The organism is Gottfriedia acidiceleris, from assembly GCF_050457485.1.
GTDB classification, from domain to species: Bacteria; Bacillota; Bacilli; order Bacillales; family Bacillaceae_G; genus Gottfriedia; species Gottfriedia acidiceleris_D.
Genome location: NZ_JBCMJM010000013.1, coordinates 123,209 through 145,911, shown reverse-complemented (window position 1 = coordinate 145,911; position 22,703 = coordinate 123,209). Strand labels below are relative to the sequence as shown.

Sequence of the window (22,703 nt, the reverse complement as noted above, 5' to 3'; positions counted from 1 at the left end):
CCCTTACCTCTCCTTTTTTAGCGCTTAATATCATCAATTGTTCCAGCCATAGCTGATAAAATTTCTTCTTCAGTTGACATTGGAGTATCCCCAACGATCGTACATGCTAACATACCCGCTGTTTGAGCAAAATGAACCGTTTTTTCTGGTGAAAACTCAGCTAGCACACCATGTAGTATACCGCTAGTATAAGCATCTCCAGCACCAATTCGATCGTATACGGAAAATGAAGTATTCTCCGAGAAGTGAAACTCTCCATTCGTGAAAATATATCCACGTAATGAATGTGAATTGTCACTATTAATTGCTCTGTGCGTTCCAGCAACAGTTTGTATGTTATATTGTTTTGCAACTTTAGGAATAAGGTCTTTCAGTTGTGTTTCCCTAGAAGTTCCTTCTGTCTCCATTCCTAAAATATACATCGCATCCTTCTCATTCATCATGACGATATCAGCTAAAGTTAGCATTTCTTCATAATGAGGTTTTGCTTTACTATATCCTCCCTCCCATAAAGAAGGTCGGTAATTACAATCGAAACAAACTAATCCACCATTTTCTTTTACTTTTTTCGCGAGAATTTTCATTGTTTCTCTGACATCATCTGTCATCGCTAGTGTAATACCACAAAAATGGATAACATCTGCTTGTTTTGCAATTAGATCAAGATCATAATCGATATAAGATGCAGTATTAAAGCTACTTTCTAAACGATTAGTATATGTCACACGACTAGAGCGCTGTCCAAAACCATTTTCTAAAAAATACAGTCCAAGATATTTTCCGCCTCTAGTAATATAATTTCGATTAAGTCCTAATCGCTGCAAGAAAGCAACCGCAGCATCTCCTAATGGATTGTTCGGCAATTTTGTTACTAAATAGCCATCATGACCAAGCTTAGTCATCGCAGAAGCAACGTTTACACCAGTTCCCGAGAAAGAATATTGTAAGGCGTTTGCTTGTGCCAGTAGTTCATACCCTGGCACTTGCAATCGCATCATTACTTCTCCGAAAGCAACGATTTGTTTACGCATATTTTTCAACCAAACTTTTAGTGATTGCTAATAATTTTCGTACATCTTCAGGATTAGTTTTTCCAGTTTCTTCATTAATAATTGAAGAATATACGTGTGGAATAATTTTAGGTACTTTTTCTTCCAATGCAATTTCTAAAATCTCTTCAAAATTCTCTAAATCAATACCACCAGTAGGCTCTAAAGCAAAACCTTCTTCACCACATGCTTTTGCTACAGCACGGAACTCTTCTACATGTTTTAACCCTTTCATTGGGAAGTATTTTAATGCATTTCCACCCATGTCACGAACTAAGGCAATCGCAGATTTGATTGGTACAATCGCTGTTTCACTAGCAGCACTTACAGGTCCAGTAGAGATATTCACATAGCCTACTTTTCCAGTTGGAGATACTAGGGAATTGATCCAGCTATCTTTTTCACCTAAGTTAGCGCGTGTTGCACCTACTGCAGGAAATACTTGATTAATATGACTTCCTGGATAATGTTTAGCGATTTCTGCTACAACTGCTGCTTGTTTGTTATCACCAGCACCAAGTCCAATCGATACTGCTTCATCAATTGCTGCACCGTATTCTTTCATTGCTGTAACAGCTGCCTCTACAGTTGGGTAATCTTTTGATAGAACACCTACTAATACATGGCCTTCTGCAGCTTCAAAAACTTCAACTGCATTTTCAATACTATTAGCTAAAACATTTAATGCTACTCGGTTGTTATAAAAACGTTTTTCAATATTTGTCATTGTTCAGTTCCTCCTAATATTGCTCTTAGTTGTGCTTCAATTACGTAAATATCATCTGATTGTAGTGGTCGAGGATCAATATCGAAAAATCCTTGACGAACTCCGTAATCACGAGTGTAAATCGCAATATTACCATTCTTTAATTGATCATTAACATCCTTCGCTGTAGTTTTCGTTACAACAGGATCAATTTGGATTCGAGCTCTAAAAATAGCTCGTCCCGCTTCATCTTGTACAATCGTTACTTTTAAACCATCGATCGATTCTAGTGATTTTAAAACTTCTAAACTAGCTTTTTCATTTTCACTATTATCTTTTTTGACAAAATATTCATCCAAAGCTTGCAGCAGACCAAAAGTGGTTTCTTTACCAACTTTCATACTTCTACCGATACAATGTAATTGCACTTTTACCCATTCGATATATTTATCCTTACCAGCAACAATACCTGAAGTAGGTCCTTCAATCGCTTTCGAACCGCTATATATTGCTAAATCAGAGAATTTGACATATTTTTGCAAATCTTCCTCAGCAGCAGCATCTATAATGAAAGGTACATTGTTTGCTTGAGCTACTTCCCAAGCTTCTTCAACTGAAATCATATTTTTTTGAACAGCATGATGAGATTTCACATATAAAATTGCAGCAGTTTTTTCATTGATTGCATCTGCAATATGCTCAACTTTCCCCTCATTTGCATAGCCAACTTCTACTAATTTACCTCCACCAAGGAAAATCATCGTTTCAACTGGAGCACCATACTGTACGTTGTGCCCTTTTAACATAATGATTTCATTTTTTTGAATTGGTTCTTGGTGTAATCTTTCGCTTTTACGTCTGTTTCCTTCAGTTACAATGGCCGCTACCGAAAGTGCAATTCCACTTGAAGCTGAGTTAACAACAACAGCTGACTCTGATTGAAGAAGACCTGCAATATGAATTCCAGCCTTGTCAACTAAGTCCGAAATTTCAACGTAATTTTGACCACCTATTTTCATCGCTTCCATGACAGTGTCCGTTGGAGCAGAAACACCTAATATACTCATCCTACCGCTTGCATTAATTACCCTTTTCAAACCATATTTAGCATTCAACGTGTTCTCCATTAATAACCACTCCTTTTACTACGATTTTTTGTTCAGCTTTACGCTTGTCTCCTTCAGAATCTAGTAAGGTTGTCCCTTCATCTTCAACAGTAAATAAAGTGAGGTTCGCAATATCTCCTACTGAAATTCTTCCAAGTTCCGGTTTATTAAGCCACTTAGCCGCATTAACGGTAACAGCATCAATAATTTCCTTTAGTGAATATCCTAAATATAAAAATTTTGATAAAACATGTGACATACTATAAACTGGTCCATTCAATCGATTTTTCCGATAAATATCCGTACTAATCGTATCGAATTTAATTCCATGTTCTTTAGCTTGCAAAGCCGTTTTGAACGAAAAACTTGCATTGCCGTGCCCAACATCTAAATGAACACCTCGATTAATTGCATCTAGAAAATTTGGAAGAGGTCTTCCCATTTCATCAAATAAATTATTTGCTTTCCCATTTAAGTAGTGAGTAATAATATCTTTATTTTCAAGTAGGTTTAGAACATCATTAATATCTGGAGGTCCTGAACCTATATGAACCATAAGTGGTAAATCTGTTTCGTTAGAAAACTTACGCGCTATTTTTAAAGGCTCGACACCATTTTCACCTACTACACTTTTGCTAATCCTTGCCTTCAGTCCGATAATAAAATCTTTATGCTCTGCAATAGTATTTTTGAGTTGATCCTCATCTAACCAAGACAAATCAGATAACTCATCAATTCGTTTTAAGCCAATTCGCGAAATATTTAAAAATGCGAAAACATTTGTTTTTGACTTTTTACAGCTACTTACCAATTCGGACAAATTATCAGCACCAGTGCTACCCGCATCCACAATTGTCGTAACACCTGTTTTATAACCGATCTCGTCGACATCATCACCATATGGCTCAAATTCTGCATATGCATGGACATGCATATCAATCCAACCACTAGAAACAAATACATTATGCTTGTAATCTACTATTTTCTCACCATTACCGGTTCCTGCAGCTACAATGCCTATAATCTTTTTATTTTCTACTATGATATCTACTGAACTTCCGTCTATCATTTTTACATTCTGTAGTACGAAATGATTCTTCATTTCCCCTCATCCTTTTTTAGTAAACTAACTAAATTGATTATTGTATTCGTTTACATCTATCGTGTTTATTATTCCAATGTAGAATAACATCTAATTTTACGTTAGTCAATATAACGTTATAATGTTTAAATATTTTTTTATCCTATTTCTTAAAACCGATCACGAATAAAATACGTCAGATGGCTCTATTCGTTACTTTCATCCTGCTTATTATTTGCGATTAAAAATTTTTATTATACAAAAAAAGCTTGTAAACATGGAGGAAACTCCAATTGATTACAAGCTAAAGCGAAGTGAACTTACCGTATATGTTTTCATAAGCAGTAAATATGATCATTTTAGTATACAATTAATTCTTTCTTAAATACTTTTTGTAATTTTGTGTTTTCAAACCCAATCTTTTCATAAAAAATAAGTGTCTCTAATCTAGTTTCATTTGTCCGTACTCTTATTTCTTTAAATCCCGATAATTTAGACCATTCTTCGCATCTATCCACTAGAATCTTACCAATTTTTTGACCTCTATATGTACTGTCAACAATCAAACCACCAATTTCAACATATGGTGGAGACTCAATCAAATATCGTCCGTGAGCATGAATCCATCCAATAAGTTGACCTTCAATTTCTGCTACAATGACAACATGATCATTCTGACCTAATATTTTATTTAATCTTTCAAGGACTTGATCTTTTTCAACATTGTAACCTAATTGACTTGATAATCTAGCAATTTCTGAACTATCATTTGTTGAGGCAATTCTATATTTAATATCCATACTACACCTCGCATTTAAACTTGTATTTATAAATTGTTTTTTATTTAATACTTGTACTTCTTAAACAAAGGAATGTGTTTTCAAATAATTATATATTAATTAAGAACATAAACAGTCTATTTTAAATGTATTTTTAAATATCTTAAGTAACGATCGTGCCATCTAGGAAAAAAAATCGAATTTTGGCCGTTTTTTTATTCAATATACGCATGCTTTAGATGAAGTATATTTCTTCACAATTAAATATTTTTGGCCAATATCATTGATTATGTAGACCAAATCTTAAAACTAACGACTTTTAGTACTATATACAGAAAAAGCCCCCGATTTCCATAATTGATAAATATAGTCCCTAACTTCATGTTCCTCTAAAATTTGAGCATCCTTTTGAAATTTACCTTCCAAATACATATAATCTAAATTTTGTTCCGTTCTCCCTTCTTTCATTTGCATGATTATATCGTCCTAGTCCTTTTAAAAGCTCTTGTTTCTCTGACTCCAATTTTTTCTTCCTTTTGTTAAAAATGTGAATAGTATAGATCTAGCTAATTCCTATTAAAAAGCTTACTAATGCTGCTATAAAATAATATAAATTCTTCATCTATATCTCCTTTGTATTAGCGTGATTTGGACGTATTTTTATTAATAATACATATGTAAAAAGTCTTTGTAACTTGGGGGAATTTGCACTTTTTTAATTAGAACCCAGACAATCCTGATTGATCTAAGCTCTTATTTTGTTCATCAAGAATATCAACAATCTAACACATCTTAAATCAAAAAACCTATCCAATCGGATAGGTTCAAAATCTAATTGATTCCTAAAGATTTCTTAATGGAATCAATTGTTTTTCCATTATACTCTTTAACACCAGTAGGAGTATCTAATACATAATCATTCTCTTTTAAATAATTTGGTTCAAGTAACTTGAAATCCAATGAGTCAACTTTACCATCAAAATTAATATCAGCATTACGGTTATTCGAACTCCAATTTTGTTCGAGTAGTATTACATCATAAATATCAATTACATTATCTTTATTAAGATCCCCAGCATTTTCTCTTACAGTAGGATAAGAAATACTTTCACCAATAAAAATATCACGATCCTTTCTACCAATTTCCATAGGTGTGTAAGTAGTAAAATGACCTGGAATATCTATGATGACTGTATATAATTGTTCAGTAATTGGAAGTTTGCTGAATACTATGTTTCCATTCTTTTGAATTTCACCAGTATAGTATTGACCTTTAGAGTCTTTTACTTTTGCTTGTGCACCGATAGTTGTGTAATCAATTGCAAAGTTAAAACTGCCATTTGCATTTAACAATCCTGCTGCGTTGATTTTTGCAGTAGCATCTGAATAAGCTGAGTAGCTTGGTAAATAGCCAACTTGAGTATACGGGTTTACTGTTTTACCATTTAGATCTTTATACGAAGATGAAGTGATATAGAAAAAAGAAGTATTAACGTTTACAAAAGTATCTCGGTTCGTATCTACTATCATATCAAACAATGGCGTATCGCCAGTTATACCATCTCCTGGTGCCTTTATATTAATTGTATTTGATTTGCTGGTAGTTCCTGTTGAAGTAACTGTAAATTGAGTATCATCAGATAAAGCCTTATTTTTATTAAATACGACTGAGTTAAAAAATCTTGATGTGTAATCTAATTTAAGTGTTAAATCTTTTGCATTTTGCAAACCGTGAGCATAGTAAGTATAAGTTAATTGATCACCCATTGTAAAAGATTCTTTATTTGGTTTGGCGTAAATATATTGTGCCCCTGGTTTCATATAGTAAACGACTTTAGCTGTCGTTGAATTACCAGCTCTGTCCGCTGCTACAAATTGGAGCATACTGACTGCATTTGGAGAATCCACAGATATTTCTTTCGTAAATTTCCCATTTGAATCAGTGGCAATACCAAAGGCTGGAGAGTTAGGTCCATACCAAACTTTATTTGTCTCTTGCGTTACATTCATACCGGAATTTTCCATTTCCGTTGCTTCATTATCGTTAACACTTCCAGATAATATTACTGTCTTTTGGCCAGGTGCTAATTCAACAAATGGAAGATCACCTTTAGGTAATGCGTTAGTGTCATCTAGTGTAAAAGTTGGACGATTATTATCGATATACACTTGGTCTATCTTTGTATACTGCTTTCCGTCTAAATTTGTACCAATAACTTTCATTTTGTATAATCCTTGTGTTGCTTGAATCGATGTATAGCCAACTGGTTTCTTAGCATTACCTGTAAATGGAAAATAGCGACCAGTAAAGGCTTTTTGAATATAGAGATCCTTATCGACTCCTGCACTTGAAACATTAATTGTCCCGATTACTCCTAGATCTTTATTAGTTTTTGGATCTACTAAAATAAAATCTAATGTTTTCATTGGTGAATTTAATTTAAAATCTAAATCAGACGCCTTAACGCTATATGGTGCATTATCACGAGTTGCAGAGATGCTTGGCGAATGAACTTTAAAATATTCAAAGCCTTCTTCTACTAAACGGAAGCCAAATGGAATTTGATAATGATCGTCTGGATCTTTTTCGTTCACAACATGAATATAGCCCTCATATGTTCCTTTGCTAGCAGTTGTTGGGATTGTAAGTGTTGCAGGAATCATCTCCTGGCTATTCTTTTTCATTTTAAGATCTTTAGGTACTGTTACACTTACCCCGTTTGACTTAGGATCCAAAGATCCACGTGTACCGATATTATATTCTACCGAAATATTATATTTTTGCATTTTATCAGTATGATTTGTGATTAATATATTTGTAGTTTTTGAAATAGCATTATTATCTACTGGAATAAAACCAAAACTAAGCCCACCAGTTTGCTCATCAATATTTAATTTCTCATTATTTTTAATAAATGGCGTTGTATCTTGAACTCCTAGTTCGATACGTGAATAAATCGCTTCATAAGGATCTACTCTTCCTGCCCCAACTTCAAACACGCTGTATTTACTTCTTAACGCATCCGCTGTATTCATCAAGACGGTTTTAATATCAGCAGGAGTATAATCCGGATGTGCTTGTAATAATAATGCAGCTATACCAGTAACATGAGGAGTTGCCATCGACGTACCAGACATGCGCATATATGCTGAAGAATAATCTGTTGAATTATTTTTGTTATTGATATATGCAGGAACAGTCGATAATACATCTACACCTGGTGCTGTAACTTCGGGTTTAATATCATATAAAGTTCCTGATGGCCCTCTAGAACTAAAGCTAGCTAAATCATCACCAGGAATTACATCTTCACCAATATTACCTAATGTAACTGATGGTGTACCATTACTAAATAAATCGCTAACTGCTAAGCCATCTTTATTTGTCATTGAAAATACCGGGATATTATCATTGCTTTCTCCCAAATAATACGGGATCTGTCCCTCAGTGGCATTATTGTTGTAGATAATTACCCCTACAGCTCCTTTTTGCTTTGCATAGTTCATTTTATCAACAAGTGCATACGTACCACGAGCAACAAATGCAATCTTACCTTGAACATTTTTTCCTGTGTAATCTGTTGGACCACCTTCTCCAACATTTACAATATCAAATGTTTTTCCAGACAAATTAGTAAAATCATCCGTCCATTTTTTCGTCATTAATTGCAGAGTACTATCCGTACCTTGACCGTTTACTAAAAATTTACTTGCGAATGTAGTAACTTTAGTAGGAACAGAACTCGCACCTACTGTTAATGCAAGTGCTGCTGCACCTGGAGAGCCTAGTGTGTACATACTATCTCCAGAATTTCCTGCTGCAACGACAGCCGTAACACCATTTAAAACTGCATTATCAATTGCTAAGCTAGTCGCTTCTAACGGATCGTTTAATGAGGCTCCTAACGAAAGGTTAATTACATTCATTCCATCGGCAACCGAACGGTCAATACCTGCAATTACGGCAGAATTTGAACCTGAGCCATAAGGACCCAATACGCGGTATACATATAAGTCTGAATCAGGCGCTACTCCGGTTACTTTATAGTCAGAATTATTTTTCCCCCGACCAGAAATCGTTCCGGAAACATGCGTTCCGTGATCAGTATAATATGAGCTCCCATTAACAAATTCAGCTTTTTTAGAAGCTTTCCATTGATCGTATGTTGCTTCCATTGGGTCATTATCATTATCTACGAAATCATAACCACCTTTGTATGCATCTTTTAAATCGGGATGGTTATAATCAATACCCGTATCGATTACACCAATCTTAATATTTTTACCTGTAAAACCTTCCTCATGCAATTTATCGATCTTTAAAAATGGTAAACTATCAACCTTTGTTTGGTCCTTTTCTACTGATTCAACAGGTGGCTTAATTTGTATTATTGAATCACTATAAACAGCTTTAACTGTATCCAAGTCTAGTAAATCCTTAATTTGATTTGCTGGAAGTGTCAATGAAACACCGTTAAACGCATTCTGATATGTATATTTAATTTGAATTTCTTCATTACTTTCTTTCTCTTTATTTCCTAATTTTTCTTGTAATTCTTGTTTAAAGTGAGCATGAGACTTAGTTACATTTTCCTTCGCCTTTTCTAATGAAATTGACTCCCCTTCTACAGCCTTCTCTAACTGAGCTACTTTAGCTGGAAGTTCTTTAAATTCAACAATTACAGAAACAACTTTATCACTTGATAAGTCAATATCATCTGATAATTGCAGGCCTGTTTTTGAATCAGCAAGATCTAACTGATTCAAAGCCTCCCTTTGTTCTGGTGTTAGTGATTGAAGAATGCTTTCTGCTTCACTTGAGTTCGCATATGCCGGCTTTTTGCTAATCATAGTCGATCCCAAAATTGTACTGCTAGCTAAAACAAGTACAGATGTTGTTTGAAAAAATTTACTACTTAATCCCTTCATTTAATAACCTCCAACTTTTTTTCTAAAATGAAAGATTCTAAAATAAGAAATAAAATATATTATTTTTCAGAAAAATCACTCAACTTAAATTATAGCTAGAGTTTTTCATGAAAAGTATTGGGGGAATTTTCATTAATGTAGGAATTAATAAAATAAATTAAATGTCGATATTAGTAAAAATTTAGCAAAAAGATTAGGTATTATATTTATCTACATGTAGATTTGTGTAATTTAATGTAAAATCTCATTTAAAAAACTTGGGGGAAATTCACTAATTATGCCTTATATAATTGTTCTAACTAAATTTTAAATTAAAATTTTTTAACTATTAGTACAATATAAAAGAGTTCAGGGCAAGGGCGGAAGTGAGTGGCATCTTAAATACATTGCCATCAATTGTTTTAATAAGGAAACAACAATATTTCGATTTAGCTGTTAATAATATAAAAACAAAAAAAGAGTTTCTCAAATGTAAAATTTGAGACAACTCTTTTTCATTATAAATTTTTTTCACCAATATTTTTCCATCAAAGCCTTTGACCATTCTGCTTGTTTGACCTCCCCTTTAGGAAGGAATTCTTTCATAATTGGTTTAATATCAATGATTGGCGTACCATCGATTGCATCTAACCCTTTAACTGTAAGAATGCGGCCACTGTGTTTTAAAAGTTCTACTGATGTTAGGCCTAATTTATTTGGTCTGTTTTTACCTCTTTGAGCAAAAATTCCAACCTTTGGGTAGTGAATATTATTTCTAGGATGTCTAGCATTGTATTGAATCATATCATCAGTCACTTTATCGAAATAAAAAATTATCTCTAAATGTGAAAAATCACTTATTCCACTTAATGCTTCTTCATTAAAATCCTCTACTAACTCAATTTCAGAGATAATTGAACCCCAGTGATCGTCTTCAATTTCTTTTCTTGAATTTTTAACAAACGCTATTGGATTAATGGTAAATGTCATCAATTCATCTCCTAACTTATTGTATCCAGTCTATATTATACTGAATTTTTCGTTAATATTTTATAAAAAAAAGTATGCAATCTATCCACATACTTTTTCATGAATCGGTTTTAACTTCTACCTTTCATTTTTAATGGTGCATTGATCATCATTGGAAATGTTAATAATTGAAGCACTATTCCTACTAATCCAATTAAAGTAAATAAATTGATCGGCTTAATATTAAAAATCAAAGAATAAAAGTCTGAACTGATTCCATTTATTGATAAAAAAGTCATTAAAATACTAACTAAAACTAGTGTCAGTAGAAAATAGAGTATCCCCAATCTTCTAACTAATACAGCAATAAAAGAAGAAAGTCCTAGTATAATAAAACCAACCATTAGGTCGACCCAATAATACGTAAAGAAATGATAATCTAATGAAACTAATTCTGCAGGATGGTAAAAGCGAAAACTATTTATTCCCTTGTCTAATAATATTTTCATAATGTAATAAATTATATTTAAGTAAGTAATACTTGTAATAACCATTAAGACTGACATTACATTATAAGATTTTAGAAACTGTCTTCTTGTACTACCTAATCCAATTGCAACTTGGAAAGGAATGACCAATCCTGCAACCGCGAATGTACTAATCCCCCCATAAATCGGTCCAAACAAAGCTGCACCACTTTGTAAAGGGATTTTAAAAATTATACTAACGAATACATAAACAACTGATAATAACAAAGTAATTAAAGAAAATATTTTAAAATACCATTTCAATTCATCAAAAACTAGTTCATAAGTACCTCTTATCGAGTTCATCTTTTCACCTCTTTATTTTTTGTTTTATTTATTAAATAGTCTTGTAGAGTTGCTTTTTCAATTTTAAGATTGTGATCTTCAGCGATTTTTTTCCATTCATTTGTAAATAATTCATCGATCATTACTTTTTTAGTCGAGCTGATTTTTGAGGATTCAAGTATAGAAATATTTTTCGTAACATGTTCTATTGAATCTATATTGCCAGAAAGAATAATACCTTTCTCCCGCATAACTTCCATTTGTTTATGAAATAGTACTTTTCCATCATTTACTACAACGATCGTTTCGCATAATGGTTGAATTTCTTCGATATGATGTGTTGAGAGTAATATGAGTCTTGGATTTTCTTCATAGCTTTCCATTAATGCATCATAAAATAGTTTTCGTTTCACTGCATCTAGCCCATTAGTTGGCTCATCGAGAACTGTTATTTTTGCGTTGCTAGCTAATCCTAAAATGATTTGCACTGCCGTTTTCATTCCTTTTGAAAACTTAGTGATTTTTTTATTCTTAGGTAATTCAAAAACTTGCACTAAATGTTCAGCAAATTCTTGATCCCATTCAGGATGAAAGTACCTTCCGTATTTTAATAAATCATCTATTCTCCAATTATGACCAAATGGATGATTTTCTTGGATATAACAAATATTCTCAAGTACATTTAAATTATTATAAGGTTCTTCTCCTAAGACTTTTATTGAACCTTCGTTTGGTTTATAATGACCAGCAACTAAACTCATCAAAGTTGTTTTTCCTGTACCATTTCTTCCCCATAATGCAATAATACTCGGTTCTGTTTCAAATAAATTGAAATCCGTTAAAACTGGTGTATGCTTATAGCCATATGTTAAATTTTTAATTTCGATCAATTTATACCCTCCTATTTAGAGTCGTTTTTTCTCTTTATTAATTCAATTACCATTTCTTCATTTAAATGAATTCTCTCAGCTTCTTTAAGTAAAGGTGCAACATAATCTTCATAAAACTGCTGTTTTCGCTCTAAAAGTAACTTTTCTTTTGCTCCTGTAGAAACAAACATACCTACACCTCTTTGTTTAAAAATTATTTCCTTATCAACTAATGCTTGAAGACCTTTCCTTGCAGTTGCAGGATTAATATTAAAAAAGCGAGATAATTCATTTGTTGAAGGCACTTGTTCACCCTCTTTAATTCTTCCGTCTATAATTTCGTCCATAATCATCACCGCAATTTGTTGAAATATTGGTTGTGATTCATCTAATATCGGTTTCATTAGCACCTTCCTTTCTTGTTAGTTATTTAGTTAGTTACTCATGTAACTAACCATACTACTCTTTAAATCATATGTAAAGTGTTTGATTTAAGTACGCCTATTTTTTAGGAAATAAAAAAAAGCTTAATGCGATTATGCAATAAGCTTATGTTTATATAATATGTGTTTATTATTTTTCAATAATTTTACCAGCTATACAATATTTACCTTCTAAATAGATTGGAGATTGGCCTGATTGTACTATGGTCACGGATTTTATATATTGACTAGTATAGCTACTCGTATTACCTGGTAACACGGTAATTATATGACAAATATTGGTATTTACTTCGATTGTTATAGATCCAGTACTGCTTTCGCTATTATAGACTGAAATCGTTGCTAAAGCAGTTAAATTTCCACCTAAGCTCCACAGTTCAACTGGTTTTTCAAGATTATCTTGAATCAAAATATTACCACATAGATCAATTGGAATACATGGATCACATTTTGTTGGAGTTGGTATTGGTGTTGGTGGGGTAGGTGGTGTTGGCGGAGGTACAGGTGGTAAAGGTATTGGGGAGGAAACTGGTAATGTAATACTAGGTAAGTTTGGTACATCTGGTCTTTTTTGTTTCAATTTTTATCCCTCACTTTATATAATAAAAACTATGTACTTAAAAAACTAGAAAGTCATATTTTTAGTATATAAATCTTAAAAAAGAAAGTGACCACTATTAAACTGTCTCATATAAATTGTAGTCACTTTTAAAATTATTATAATTAGCCTACTCTAACAATGGAAATTGTCGCAGCGGTCGTACCAGCTGCTAACGATACTGTAGCCGCTAAAGTAGCAGACACCATTACTTGTATCGTATCACCTGCATTTATATTAAAAATCACTTGATTACTGACTAAACTTAATCCAACCGCAGCAGAAATATTTGTACCTGCAACTCCAGCCCCATTTCGAAATAACTGAAAAGTCGTTAATAAAGATAATGTAGGATACACTTGATAAGTTATTAAATATCTACCACTTGTATTAATCGTAAAAATGGTAGCTGTTGGGTTGTTCACTGTTATATCTGCTGATAAATTTTGCGCGTTCGGAAACGGTATCGGTGATGGCCCTATAAGTGTAATCGCAATTGTTGCTCCAGAGGTATTTGCTGCCGAGCCAGAAGTATTAAAACTTGAACCGGTTGAGCCTGTTGCCCCTGTCGTACCGGTTGTTCCTGTTGGGCCTCTATCTCCGACTCCGGTTACCCCGGTTGCTCCTGTCGGCCCTGTTGAGCCGGTTGCTCCCGTTGAGCCAGTTCCAGTTGTTCCCGTTACTCCAGTTACTCCCGTCGCTCCCGTTGCTCCCGTTGTTCCTGTTGGACCTGTTATTCCGGTTGCTCCTGTCGTTCCCGTTATTCCGGTTGGCCCCGTTGATCCTGTTATTCCAGTTGTTCCGGTTGGGCCTGTTATTCCTGTTATTCCGGTTGTTCCGGTTGGGCCAATTGCTCCTGTCGTTCCGGTTATTCCCGTTATTCCGGTTATTCCGGTTGCTCCGGTTGGGCCTGTTATTCCGGTTGGGCCGGTTACTCCCGTCGTTCCCGTTATTCCTGTTGGGCCGGTTATTCCGGTTGAGCCGGTTGGGCCTGTCGCTCCCGTTATTCCGGTTGGGCCAGTTGATCCTGTTATTCCCGTTATCCCGGTTGGCCCCGTTGATCCTGTTATTCCCGTTATCCCGGTTGGCCCCGTTGACCCTGTTACTCCCGTTGATCCAGTTATTCCGGTTGGGCCGGTTACCCCGGTTGGGCCCGTAACCCCTGTTTCTCCTGTTGCTCCGGTTGCCCCAGTTAATCCAGTTAATCCAGTTACTCCGGTTGGGCCGGTTGCTCCTGTTGCTCCAGTTAATCCAGTTACTCCGTTTTCTCCTGTTATTCCGGTTGCTCCTGTAACTCCCGTTATTCCAGTTGGGCCGGTTACTCCCGTCGTTCCTGTTGAGCCGGTTGCTCCTGTAGTTCCCGTTATTCCGGTTGGGCCCGTCGTTCCGGTTATTCCGGTTGGCCCCGTTGCTCCTGTTATTCCAGTTGTTCCGGTTGATCCCGTTACTCCTGTTGCCCCAGTAATTCCCTTCGCTCCAGTAGGGCCTGTTTCTCCTGTTGTTCCCGTTATCCCAGTTACTCCTGTTGGACCAACTTTTTTAATCCCATTACAAGAAAAACTATTACAACAGCTACATTTATTCGAATTGGTACTAATCCACTTACGAAAGGAATTTTATTACCATTCTCATCTTTATTATTCATAAATGAATACATTATCGTTCCTCATCTCATTACATAGGGCTGTTCAAAAAATTATTACGAACAATACTACTTAAATAAAATGAACTATTACATTGAATATCTGACCGTTATACAAAACTCACCTTCTACTGTCCCTGTTAAACCTGTTGTATCAATTTGAATTTCATCAAATAGCCTTTCTGAGAAAGCTACACTACTTTGCGGTGGGACAGTAAGGGTATCAATTACATTTCCTCCTCTTAAAAAATTAACAACGATATTATCTGTTCCTGTATCATTTTTAACATATCCTGTTGCGGAAATAATTGGAGCAATATTATTTGTAAAGATTGTGATAATACCGGGTGTATTCACTTGCCATGTTATGCAAACTTTATCTTGAAAAATATTTTTAGTTGAGCAACAACTTAAACCATTACACATTTGCTTTCACCCTCATTTTCTTCAATTAAACAGAATAACGTGTTGTAATACAAAACTCACCTTGAAATAATATACCTGCTCCGATTGGAATAACGGCTTGTATTACATCAAATCTTCTAATTGTAAATGCCAAACTAGAACCTAATGTTACAACCTCAGAATTAATCGTGCCTCCAGCAGAGTTTAAAAATAAAATCTGTATTGGTGTTGCAACAGAACCTACCTCATACTTCACAAAACCAGTTCCTATAATATTTTGGTTAAAATTATTTTGAAAAAGTGGTATTGTAACGGTTGTTGTATCTCCTACTGCTTGCCATGGTGTACATACCTGATCTTGAACAAAAATCTTTTCAGGACAGCAAGTTAATGTTGATGTTGAACAATTACATGGAGATGCCATTTATAGTTACTTCCTTTCTTTCAATAAAATGAATCATTATCATATTGTAATCAACGTGTCATGAACATACTTGTACATTTGTCATAAAAAAAAAGAATCTATCACTCATAACTCGTGATAGATTTATCATTTTAAAAATTGAATAAGAAATGAATGTTATATGAAAAATTACAAAATAAACGATAAAAAGAAAATTCTTATTACAAACTTGGAGATACTTTGTATATAACTTAGTTACTAAATGTTTCATCAAACGCTGAATTCTAGTATAATAGATAAGATGTAAAAATTTGTTTATGATCTTTGATTTAGAAAGGACTTTTTAATAGATGGCAAATAAAGAATTAATCAATCAAGTTGCTAAACGCCGTATTTTTGGGATCATCTCTCACCCTGATGCTGGTAAAACAACTTTAACTGAAAAATTACTACTTCATGGTGGAGCTATTCGTGAAGCTGGTACTGTAAAAGCTCAAAAAAATTCAAAATATGCAAAATCTGACTGGATGGAAATCGAAAAACAACGTGGAATTTCTGTAACTTCCTCTGTTATGCAGTTTGAATACGATGAAAAAATGGTATCAATTATGGATACTCCTGGTCATAATGATTTTGGTGAAGATACATATCGTGTACTAACTTCTGTTGACTCTGCAGTCATGGTAATTGATGCTGCAAAAGGTATTGAGGCACAAACTAAGAAACTTTTCCAAGTTTGTCGTTTACGTGGTATTCCTATTTTTACCTTTATGAATAAATTAGACCGCCAAGCTAAAGATCCATTAGAATTAATGGAAGAATTAGAAGAAGTTCTAGGTATGCCTTCTGTTGCAGTTACTTGGCCAATCGGTAGTGGAATGCAATTTGAAGGTGTTTATGATCGATTAGAAAATGAAGTTCATCTTTTCCGTAAGGATGAGGTTATTAAACTTGGTCAAGATGGCGTTCATGGTCCTGAGTTAGAAGCACATTTAGAGCCTTCAAATTTAGAAAATTTACGTGATGAAGTTGATCTTTTAGAAGGTGCAGGAAATGAATTCAATTTAGACTTAGTTCGAGCTGGGGAACTTACTCCTGTTTTCTTCGGTACAGCATTAGTTGATTTTGGTGTAACACCATTTTTAAATCATTTCTTAGATATGTCACCTGCACCAGGACCTCGTAAAACAATTAATGGTGAAGTTAATCCAAGTGATGAAGTATTTAGTGGTTTTATATTTAAGATTCAAGCTAATATGAATCCTGCTCACCGTGATCGTATTGCATTTCTACGAATTTGTTCTGGCGTATTTGAACGAGGAATGAACGTCATGCTTTCTCGTACAGGAAAACAAATTAAATTAAGTCAATCAACTCAATTGATGGCTAATGACCGTGAAACGATTGACCGAGCATATGCTGGTGACGTAATTGGTATTTACGATTCAGGTACTTATCAAATAGGAGATACAATCACATCTAGCAAACAAAAATTATTCTTTGAGCCATTACCAACTTTCCCACCTGAGTTATTCTTACGAGTTAGCCCAGTTAACTCATTAAAATCTAAGCACTTCCATAAAGGTGTTGAGCAATTAGCTCAAGAAGGTGCAATTCAAGTTTATAAAAATGAATTTAATGAGGTCATTTTAGGTGCTGTAGGTCAACTTCAATTTGAAGTATTTGAATACCGCCTAAAAAATGAATATGGATCTGATATCCGTAAAGACCATGTTGATTTCAATATTGCTCGATGGGTTAAAACAGATGACGTAAAAGGACTTAAGAAATATCAAGATATGCGTAACATGCTAGTATTTGACCGTTTCGAACGTCCATTATTCTTATTTGCAAATGAATTTACGTTCAATCGTTTTAAAGAACGTCATGAGGAATTAGAATTAGTTGAAGCGCTTGATGTGAATAATGAAATACAAGTTGATTAATAAAAAAGTGGATGCTAGAAGGCATCCACTTTTTTTGCGCAATAAATGGTAATTTAATTTTATCGAACATGTTTCCTGTTTTCATGCAGAGCTCACAATTTGGTTTTATCATTTCATCTTATTAAAATTAAACTCATCATTTCCCTTATTATCAAAATCTTTAAATCCTTAATAAAAAAAGCCGAACCTACTATTATTTGGATAGTAAGTCGGCATTTTTCTATTAAATCTATTATTCTATTAAATTACATGTTTTTCTGTATCAACATTAGCTTCTTTGTTTCTTGAAAATAAATTTGCCAATGCTTCTGGCAACGCAATCATTGCTGGTAAAAAGATTGGTAATAATATAAAGCAAAGGACTACCAGACCAGTTATTACCGCTATTGCTAATTCAAACAATAAAAGGATTCCAGATGGCATAAGTGTAGCAAATGTACCTCCAAGTATGATTACCGCTGAGATAATTACTCCACCAGTGTGCTTAGATGCTAATACGATTGCCTCTTTCGGTGACAAATGAGTATATTCCTTAAATCTCATCATTAGGAAAATACTATAATCCACTCCTAAAGCTACTATAATTATGAAAGAGAAGAACGGAACAAAAGAAGATATTCCTTCATATCCTAGCAAATCTATGAAAATATAATTGATCATAAACATAGCACAGTAGTATGCTCCTAAAAGTGATGCAGTGATAAATACCGGTGTCCAGAATGATTTTATCACTAGGAATAATACAAGTAATACCCCAATTATAACAATTGTTGTTGTTTTATTTAGGTCACTACTCAAAATATTATTCATATCATTTGTTGTTGCACTCGGACCTGAAACACCTGACTTTGCATTTGAAAGTTCTGTGCCTTTAAGTCCACTTTTAACAGCTGAATTTATTTTATTGATCGTATTTAAAGATTCTTTTGAATATGGATCATTCTCCAAAACAATAGTTAGCTTTGTAATCTTTTTATCTTTTGACATAAACATGTCTATTGATTTTTTAAAGTTCTCGTCAGTCAATGCTTCTTTTGGAATAAAGAAAGTTTTGTTAGAATTATACTGAGTTAAGAAATCATTTGTCTTTCCTAATCCGTCAGATATTTTCTGTAACCCACCGTTTACATCTGATAGTTTTTCCCCGAAAGTACTAAATCCATTGATGCCAGTTACTAGCTGTTGCTGACCTGATTTCATTTGACCAAGTCCATCTGATACTTTATTCATATTTGTGACAATTTTTCCGATTCCAGATGATGCATCACTTAAGCCACTTTCAAGTTTTTTCAAACCATCAGCCATTTGAGTTAAGCCATTACTCATACTAGAAAGATTACTGTTTGCTGTAGCAAAACCTGCAGTTACAGCATTATAATTATCATTTAATGCTTTGATTCCTTCTGGTGTAATTTGATTTAATGAAGCAACTGTTTGATCAATTGTTTGCTTTAATGATTGGTAATTTACATCATCTTTTGAATTCGCATAACTACTACCAAGTGCTGTCACCATTGATTGCATTTGAGATATTGCACCTTTTAGACCAAGCAGTGCTTGTGCTGATTCTTGGTAATGACTTCCTAATTCTTTATAACCCGATTGCATTTTCTCATAATTTTTTGCTAATAATGATACACCACTACTCATTTTTCTTAGATTCATTTCGATTGTTGCTATACCACTAGAGATTGTTTGAGAATTACTAGAACCATCGCCAATCCCTGCTTGAATTTGTTTTAATCCACCACTTAAAGCTGTCACACCATTTTGTAGTTCCGTTGTTCCATCTACCATTTGGTTAACCTTTGAGAAATCCGCTGATCCTAGTTTATCTTGGGCTAAACTTAATCCGTCATGTATTTCGTTAACTCCATCTTTTGTTTTTGAAATACCATCAGTCACTGTACCCATTTGGCTATCAACATAAAAACTATCAATTTGTTTGCTTTCAGGTTGTGTTACAGAAGATACTTGCTTAACACCCTTTATCTTCTTAAGTCTTTCAGTAACATTATCAATTACTGCAAGTGATTGATTATTATCAAGCGCTTTGTTGTTTTCAATAACGACTGTTGCAGGCATTGCCTGACCTTTACCAAAATGATCTGAAACGATATTAAATCCTTTTGATGAAGGATATTTATTTCCCAGTTCTCCAATTGTATCGAAGTTTAGCTTTTCTTGATGGAAATATACCATTGGAGATAAAATCAATAATATGACTACAATTGTTATTATCGGTTTCTTGACCGCAAAAGCTGACGAACCTCCAAAAAACTTGTTTTCCTTGTGTCCACCAACATTCTTAGATGGCCAGAAAAGTTTTTTTCCTAATACTTTCATAATAAATGGTGTTAACGTTAAAATTTCTAGTAATAATATGCATACACCTATTACAACTACTACACCTGATTTATAAATTGGAGATTCTGCGAATACAAGTGCAAGAAACGCAATAAACACAGTTAAAATACTATAGGCAATTGTTTTACCAGCCGTTTTATATGTGTTTACAATTGATTCATCAACTGAATATCCAAGTGAAAGTTCCTCTTTGAAACGATTAAAAAGGAGAATGTTGTAATCTGTTCCAATCCCAAAAAGAATCAGTATTAGCAGCATTTGAGTAAGACTAGTAATTGGAAATCCAGCTTTATCGATTAACTGGGCAGCTATTCCCATTGAACATAGATAAGAAAATGCAACCGCAATCAATGATACAAATGGTGTAACAATCGATCTAAACGCAAGAACAAGTACTACTAAAATAAAAATTACTGTCAATGCAGCACTTTTTTCAACTCCAGCTTGTGAAGCTTTTAAATAATCATTGTTGATAAAATCTTCACCACTTAGATAATATTTAACAGGTACTTTACTTAGTTTTTTATCTAATTGTTTCTTAATATCATCTATTTCTCTTCCGTTTTTATCTAACTTATAACTCACCATTAGTGTGGTACCATCTTTTGATACTAATGAACTTTTTGCATTTGGAATACTAAAAGGATCAATGATTTCCGAAATTCTAAGTTCTTTACTACTATCACGTATTCCTTTAACAACATCACCGATTTTTTCCATTTCGTCATTCGAAATTTTATTTTTATCATAAAATACAATCAGATTATTCGTTCCTTTTGCAGTATCCATTTTTTTGAGGATATGATCTGCCATAACAGAAGGTGAATCACTATTCGCTCCTTCCTGCCCCTTATTCCGCAGAATTGCATTTATGTCAGGCTGAAGAACTGTTAACAATACTGTTGCAATTAACCAAATTGAAAAAATGATCCAACGACCCTTTATGATTTTGTTCACACGGTCCCCTCCTTCATTAATTTATTTCTCTTTTTTTTCTTTTTCTTCATCAAGAAAGTACAATACATCAAAGAATTCATAATTATCCATGCCATCTGTCTCCATCTTTTTCTTAACAGCTGTAACTAATAATTTCATTCCGTTCTCTACAATCTCTTGTTCGTCTGAGTCTAGAAGATTTAATGCACTATTTAAGGACTTATTTGCAATTTCAGTAATGCTATCATGTATTTCTTCTGCAATATTTTCAGGTAAAGAAATCTCCACGAAACGTTTATCTTTTGGATTGGGTGTTTTCAATAAAAGGCCTTTTGTAGTCAGACGCTCAACGATATCAGATACAGTACTTTGCGTCATTTTAAGATTTTTAGAAAGTTGTTTAATACTCATTGTTTTATGAGCATACACTTCGCCAATAACTCTTGCTTGTGGAATTGTAACCCCATGTTCCTCCGAATGCTTTTGAAGGCTTTTCATTAAAAATCGTTGTAAAAAATCGATTGATTCACGAATAAATTCTGGTCGTTCTACCATTTAATCCCTCCAACAATATACTTCTAAATAAAATACATCTTATACGATGTATCGCACAAGATTTATATTATTTGTCCTAACTGCATTTGTCAATTTAAATACATATAAAAGTCTGTATTCATAAAAAACATTCCATCTAATCTTAAGATTCGTATATTTAGGTAAATTAGCCAATAAAAAAAGCAGTTGAGTATTTCAACTACTTTTAAAATTTTTTATGCTTTTTTCGAGTTATATTGAAGCGTCGTTTTTTGCTTTGGTTCCTTTATCGATAAATACACGGCTACTACTATTAGAATACTTCCTATGAAGAAAGAAGGACTAATTTCTTCATTTAATAAAAAATATCCAAATATCGTACCAATTAATGGTTGTAAAAAGAAAAATAATGATCCTGTGGAAGTATCAATAAATTCAAATCCTTTGTTCCAAAGATAAAAGGCACCTGCTGTTGAGATTGTACCTAAAAATATGACACCCATCCAAATCCAACCATTAGATGGTAAGTGAGTTATGTGTTTATTTTGTTCAATAATCGTAAATGGTAATGTAAAAATTACGCCAAATACAGTCGCCCAAGTTGTTACGGTTAATGATGAATATTTACTAGTCTGGACTTTACTTAGAACTGTATATAATGCCCAAGTAATTGCTGCACCTACTAGTATGAGATTTCCAAAATATGCACCTAAATTTGATCCACCTTTTGGTAATCCTATTACAACGATTACTCCAATTGTTGCTAAAATTAACGATACAATTTTTCGGCTATTAATTTTTTCTTTTAAAATAAAAAATGCAAATAATGATATTAATGCAGGAGAAGCTGAAGTAATTAATGAGCCCATTGCTGCGCCTGAAAGCTTTGTACCAACAAATTGAAAACCAATTGAGCCAGTATATCCGACTAAAGCAATAACTGCGAGAGGAACCAAATCTTTTTTATTAATTTTCCAGCTTTTTTGAAAAAGACTGATTACCCCTAATGTTAATAAAGCTAAAAGAAATCTCATTTCTAATAATAACCAAGGTGAAATACTATCTAATACTACTTTACTGACAACATAAGTCATACCCCAAATACTTGCGGCCAACGATAAATACAATGCTCCTTTAAAGAAATTCACTT

19 protein-coding genes are annotated in these 22,703 nt (G+C 33.7%); 1 reads left to right on the top strand and 18 read right to left on the bottom strand.

Translation table 11 applies throughout. The features are described 5' to 3' along the window. Positions 1–17: 17 nt before the first annotated feature. The 15 genes from ABEY15_RS14800 to ABEY15_RS14730 form a co-directional block, all read right to left on the bottom strand. Positions 18–1,031, bottom strand: coding sequence for a sugar kinase (locus ABEY15_RS14800; RefSeq protein WP_429890934.1), 1,014 nt, complete (start codon positions 1,029–1,031; stop codon positions 18–20). Beyond that, positions 1,024–1,776, bottom strand: a complete 753-nt coding sequence (dagF, locus tag ABEY15_RS14795; protein ID WP_129690969.1) for a 2-dehydro-3-deoxy-phosphogluconate aldolase — start codon at positions 1,774–1,776, stop codon at positions 1,024–1,026. The genes ABEY15_RS14800 and dagF overlap by 8 nt, the downstream gene beginning before the upstream one ends. Continuing rightward, positions 1,773–2,882, bottom strand: a complete 1,110-nt coding sequence (locus tag ABEY15_RS14790) for a DgaE family pyridoxal phosphate-dependent ammonia lyase (protein ID WP_429890933.1) — start codon at positions 2,880–2,882, stop codon at positions 1,773–1,775. The genes dagF and ABEY15_RS14790 overlap by 4 nt, the downstream gene beginning before the upstream one ends. Beyond that, on the bottom strand, positions 2,860–3,963 hold the full coding sequence (locus ABEY15_RS14785; RefSeq protein ID WP_429890932.1) for an amidohydrolase/deacetylase family metallohydrolase: 1,104 nt from the start codon (positions 3,961–3,963) through the stop codon (positions 2,860–2,862). The genes ABEY15_RS14790 and ABEY15_RS14785 overlap by 23 nt, the downstream gene beginning before the upstream one ends. A 338-nt stretch (positions 3,964–4,301) precedes the next feature. Beyond that, a complete protein-coding gene (locus tag ABEY15_RS14780) occupies positions 4,302–4,742 on the bottom strand; it encodes a GNAT family N-acetyltransferase (protein WP_429890931.1) in 441 nt (146 codons plus the stop codon). Positions 4,743–5,030: 288 nt separating this feature from the next. Continuing rightward, complete coding sequence (locus ABEY15_RS14775; protein WP_429890930.1) at positions 5,031–5,195, bottom strand: hypothetical protein; 165 nt, start codon at positions 5,193–5,195, stop codon at positions 5,031–5,033. 357 nt (positions 5,196–5,552) lie between these two features. Next, a complete protein-coding gene (locus ABEY15_RS14770) occupies positions 5,553–9,650 on the bottom strand; it encodes a S8 family serine peptidase (protein ID WP_429890929.1) in 4,098 nt (1,365 codons plus the stop codon). Positions 9,651–10,160: 510 nt separating this feature from the next. Continuing rightward, a complete protein-coding gene (gene tsaA / locus ABEY15_RS14765; RefSeq protein WP_429890928.1) occupies positions 10,161–10,619 on the bottom strand; it encodes a tRNA (N6-threonylcarbamoyladenosine(37)-N6)-methyltransferase TrmO in 459 nt (152 codons plus the stop codon). Between the two features lie 110 nt (positions 10,620–10,729). Continuing rightward, positions 10,730–11,431 carry a hypothetical protein gene (locus ABEY15_RS14760; RefSeq protein WP_429890927.1) on the bottom strand — a complete coding sequence of 234 codons (702 nt, stop codon included), beginning with the start codon at positions 11,429–11,431 and terminating at the stop codon, positions 10,730–10,732. After that, on the bottom strand, positions 11,428–12,300 hold the full coding sequence (locus ABEY15_RS14755; RefSeq protein ID WP_429890926.1) for an ATP-binding cassette domain-containing protein: 873 nt from the start codon (positions 12,298–12,300) through the stop codon (positions 11,428–11,430). The genes ABEY15_RS14760 and ABEY15_RS14755 overlap by 4 nt, the downstream gene beginning before the upstream one ends. Before the next feature lie 11 nt (positions 12,301–12,311). Further along, entirely contained in the window at positions 12,312–12,683 is a 372-nt protein-coding gene (locus tag ABEY15_RS14750) for a GntR family transcriptional regulator (protein WP_429890925.1), read from the bottom strand. Between the two features lie 169 nt (positions 12,684–12,852). Next, positions 12,853–13,302, bottom strand: coding sequence for an S-Ena type endospore appendage (locus ABEY15_RS14745; RefSeq protein ID WP_429890923.1), 450 nt, complete (start codon positions 13,300–13,302; stop codon positions 12,853–12,855). A gap of 143 nt (positions 13,303–13,445) precedes the next feature. Beyond that, positions 13,446–14,786, bottom strand: coding sequence for a BclA C-terminal domain-containing protein (locus ABEY15_RS14740; RefSeq protein ID WP_429890949.1), 1,341 nt, complete (start codon positions 14,784–14,786; stop codon positions 13,446–13,448). Between the two features lie 266 nt (positions 14,787–15,052). Continuing rightward, a complete protein-coding gene (locus ABEY15_RS14735; RefSeq protein ID WP_429890921.1) occupies positions 15,053–15,388 on the bottom strand; it encodes a DUF3992 domain-containing protein in 336 nt (111 codons plus the stop codon). 25 nt (positions 15,389–15,413) lie between these two features. Continuing rightward, on the bottom strand, positions 15,414–15,791 hold the full coding sequence (locus ABEY15_RS14730; protein WP_429890919.1) for a DUF3992 domain-containing protein: 378 nt from the start codon (positions 15,789–15,791) through the stop codon (positions 15,414–15,416). A 329-nt stretch (positions 15,792–16,120) separates the two neighbouring features. Between ABEY15_RS14730 and ABEY15_RS14725 the strand changes: the two genes are divergently transcribed. Beyond that, complete coding sequence (locus tag ABEY15_RS14725; protein WP_429890917.1) at positions 16,121–17,716, top strand: peptide chain release factor 3; 1,596 nt, start codon at positions 16,121–16,123, stop codon at positions 17,714–17,716. Positions 17,717–17,956: 240 nt separating this feature from the next. On the opposite strand, the gene ABEY15_RS14720 is transcribed toward ABEY15_RS14725, so the two are convergent. From ABEY15_RS14720 to ABEY15_RS14710, 3 genes are all read right to left on the bottom strand, one after another. Then, entirely contained in the window at positions 17,957–21,040 is a 3,084-nt protein-coding gene (locus tag ABEY15_RS14720; protein ID WP_429890916.1) for an MMPL family transporter, read from the bottom strand. A 21-nt stretch (positions 21,041–21,061) separates the two neighbouring features. Beyond that, a complete protein-coding gene (locus ABEY15_RS14715; protein ID WP_429890914.1) occupies positions 21,062–21,574 on the bottom strand; it encodes a MarR family winged helix-turn-helix transcriptional regulator in 513 nt (170 codons plus the stop codon). A gap of 215 nt (positions 21,575–21,789) precedes the next feature. After that, positions 21,790–22,701, bottom strand: coding sequence for a DMT family transporter (locus tag ABEY15_RS14710; protein ID WP_429890912.1), 912 nt, complete (start codon positions 22,699–22,701; stop codon positions 21,790–21,792). Positions 22,702–22,703 lie beyond the last annotated feature (2 nt).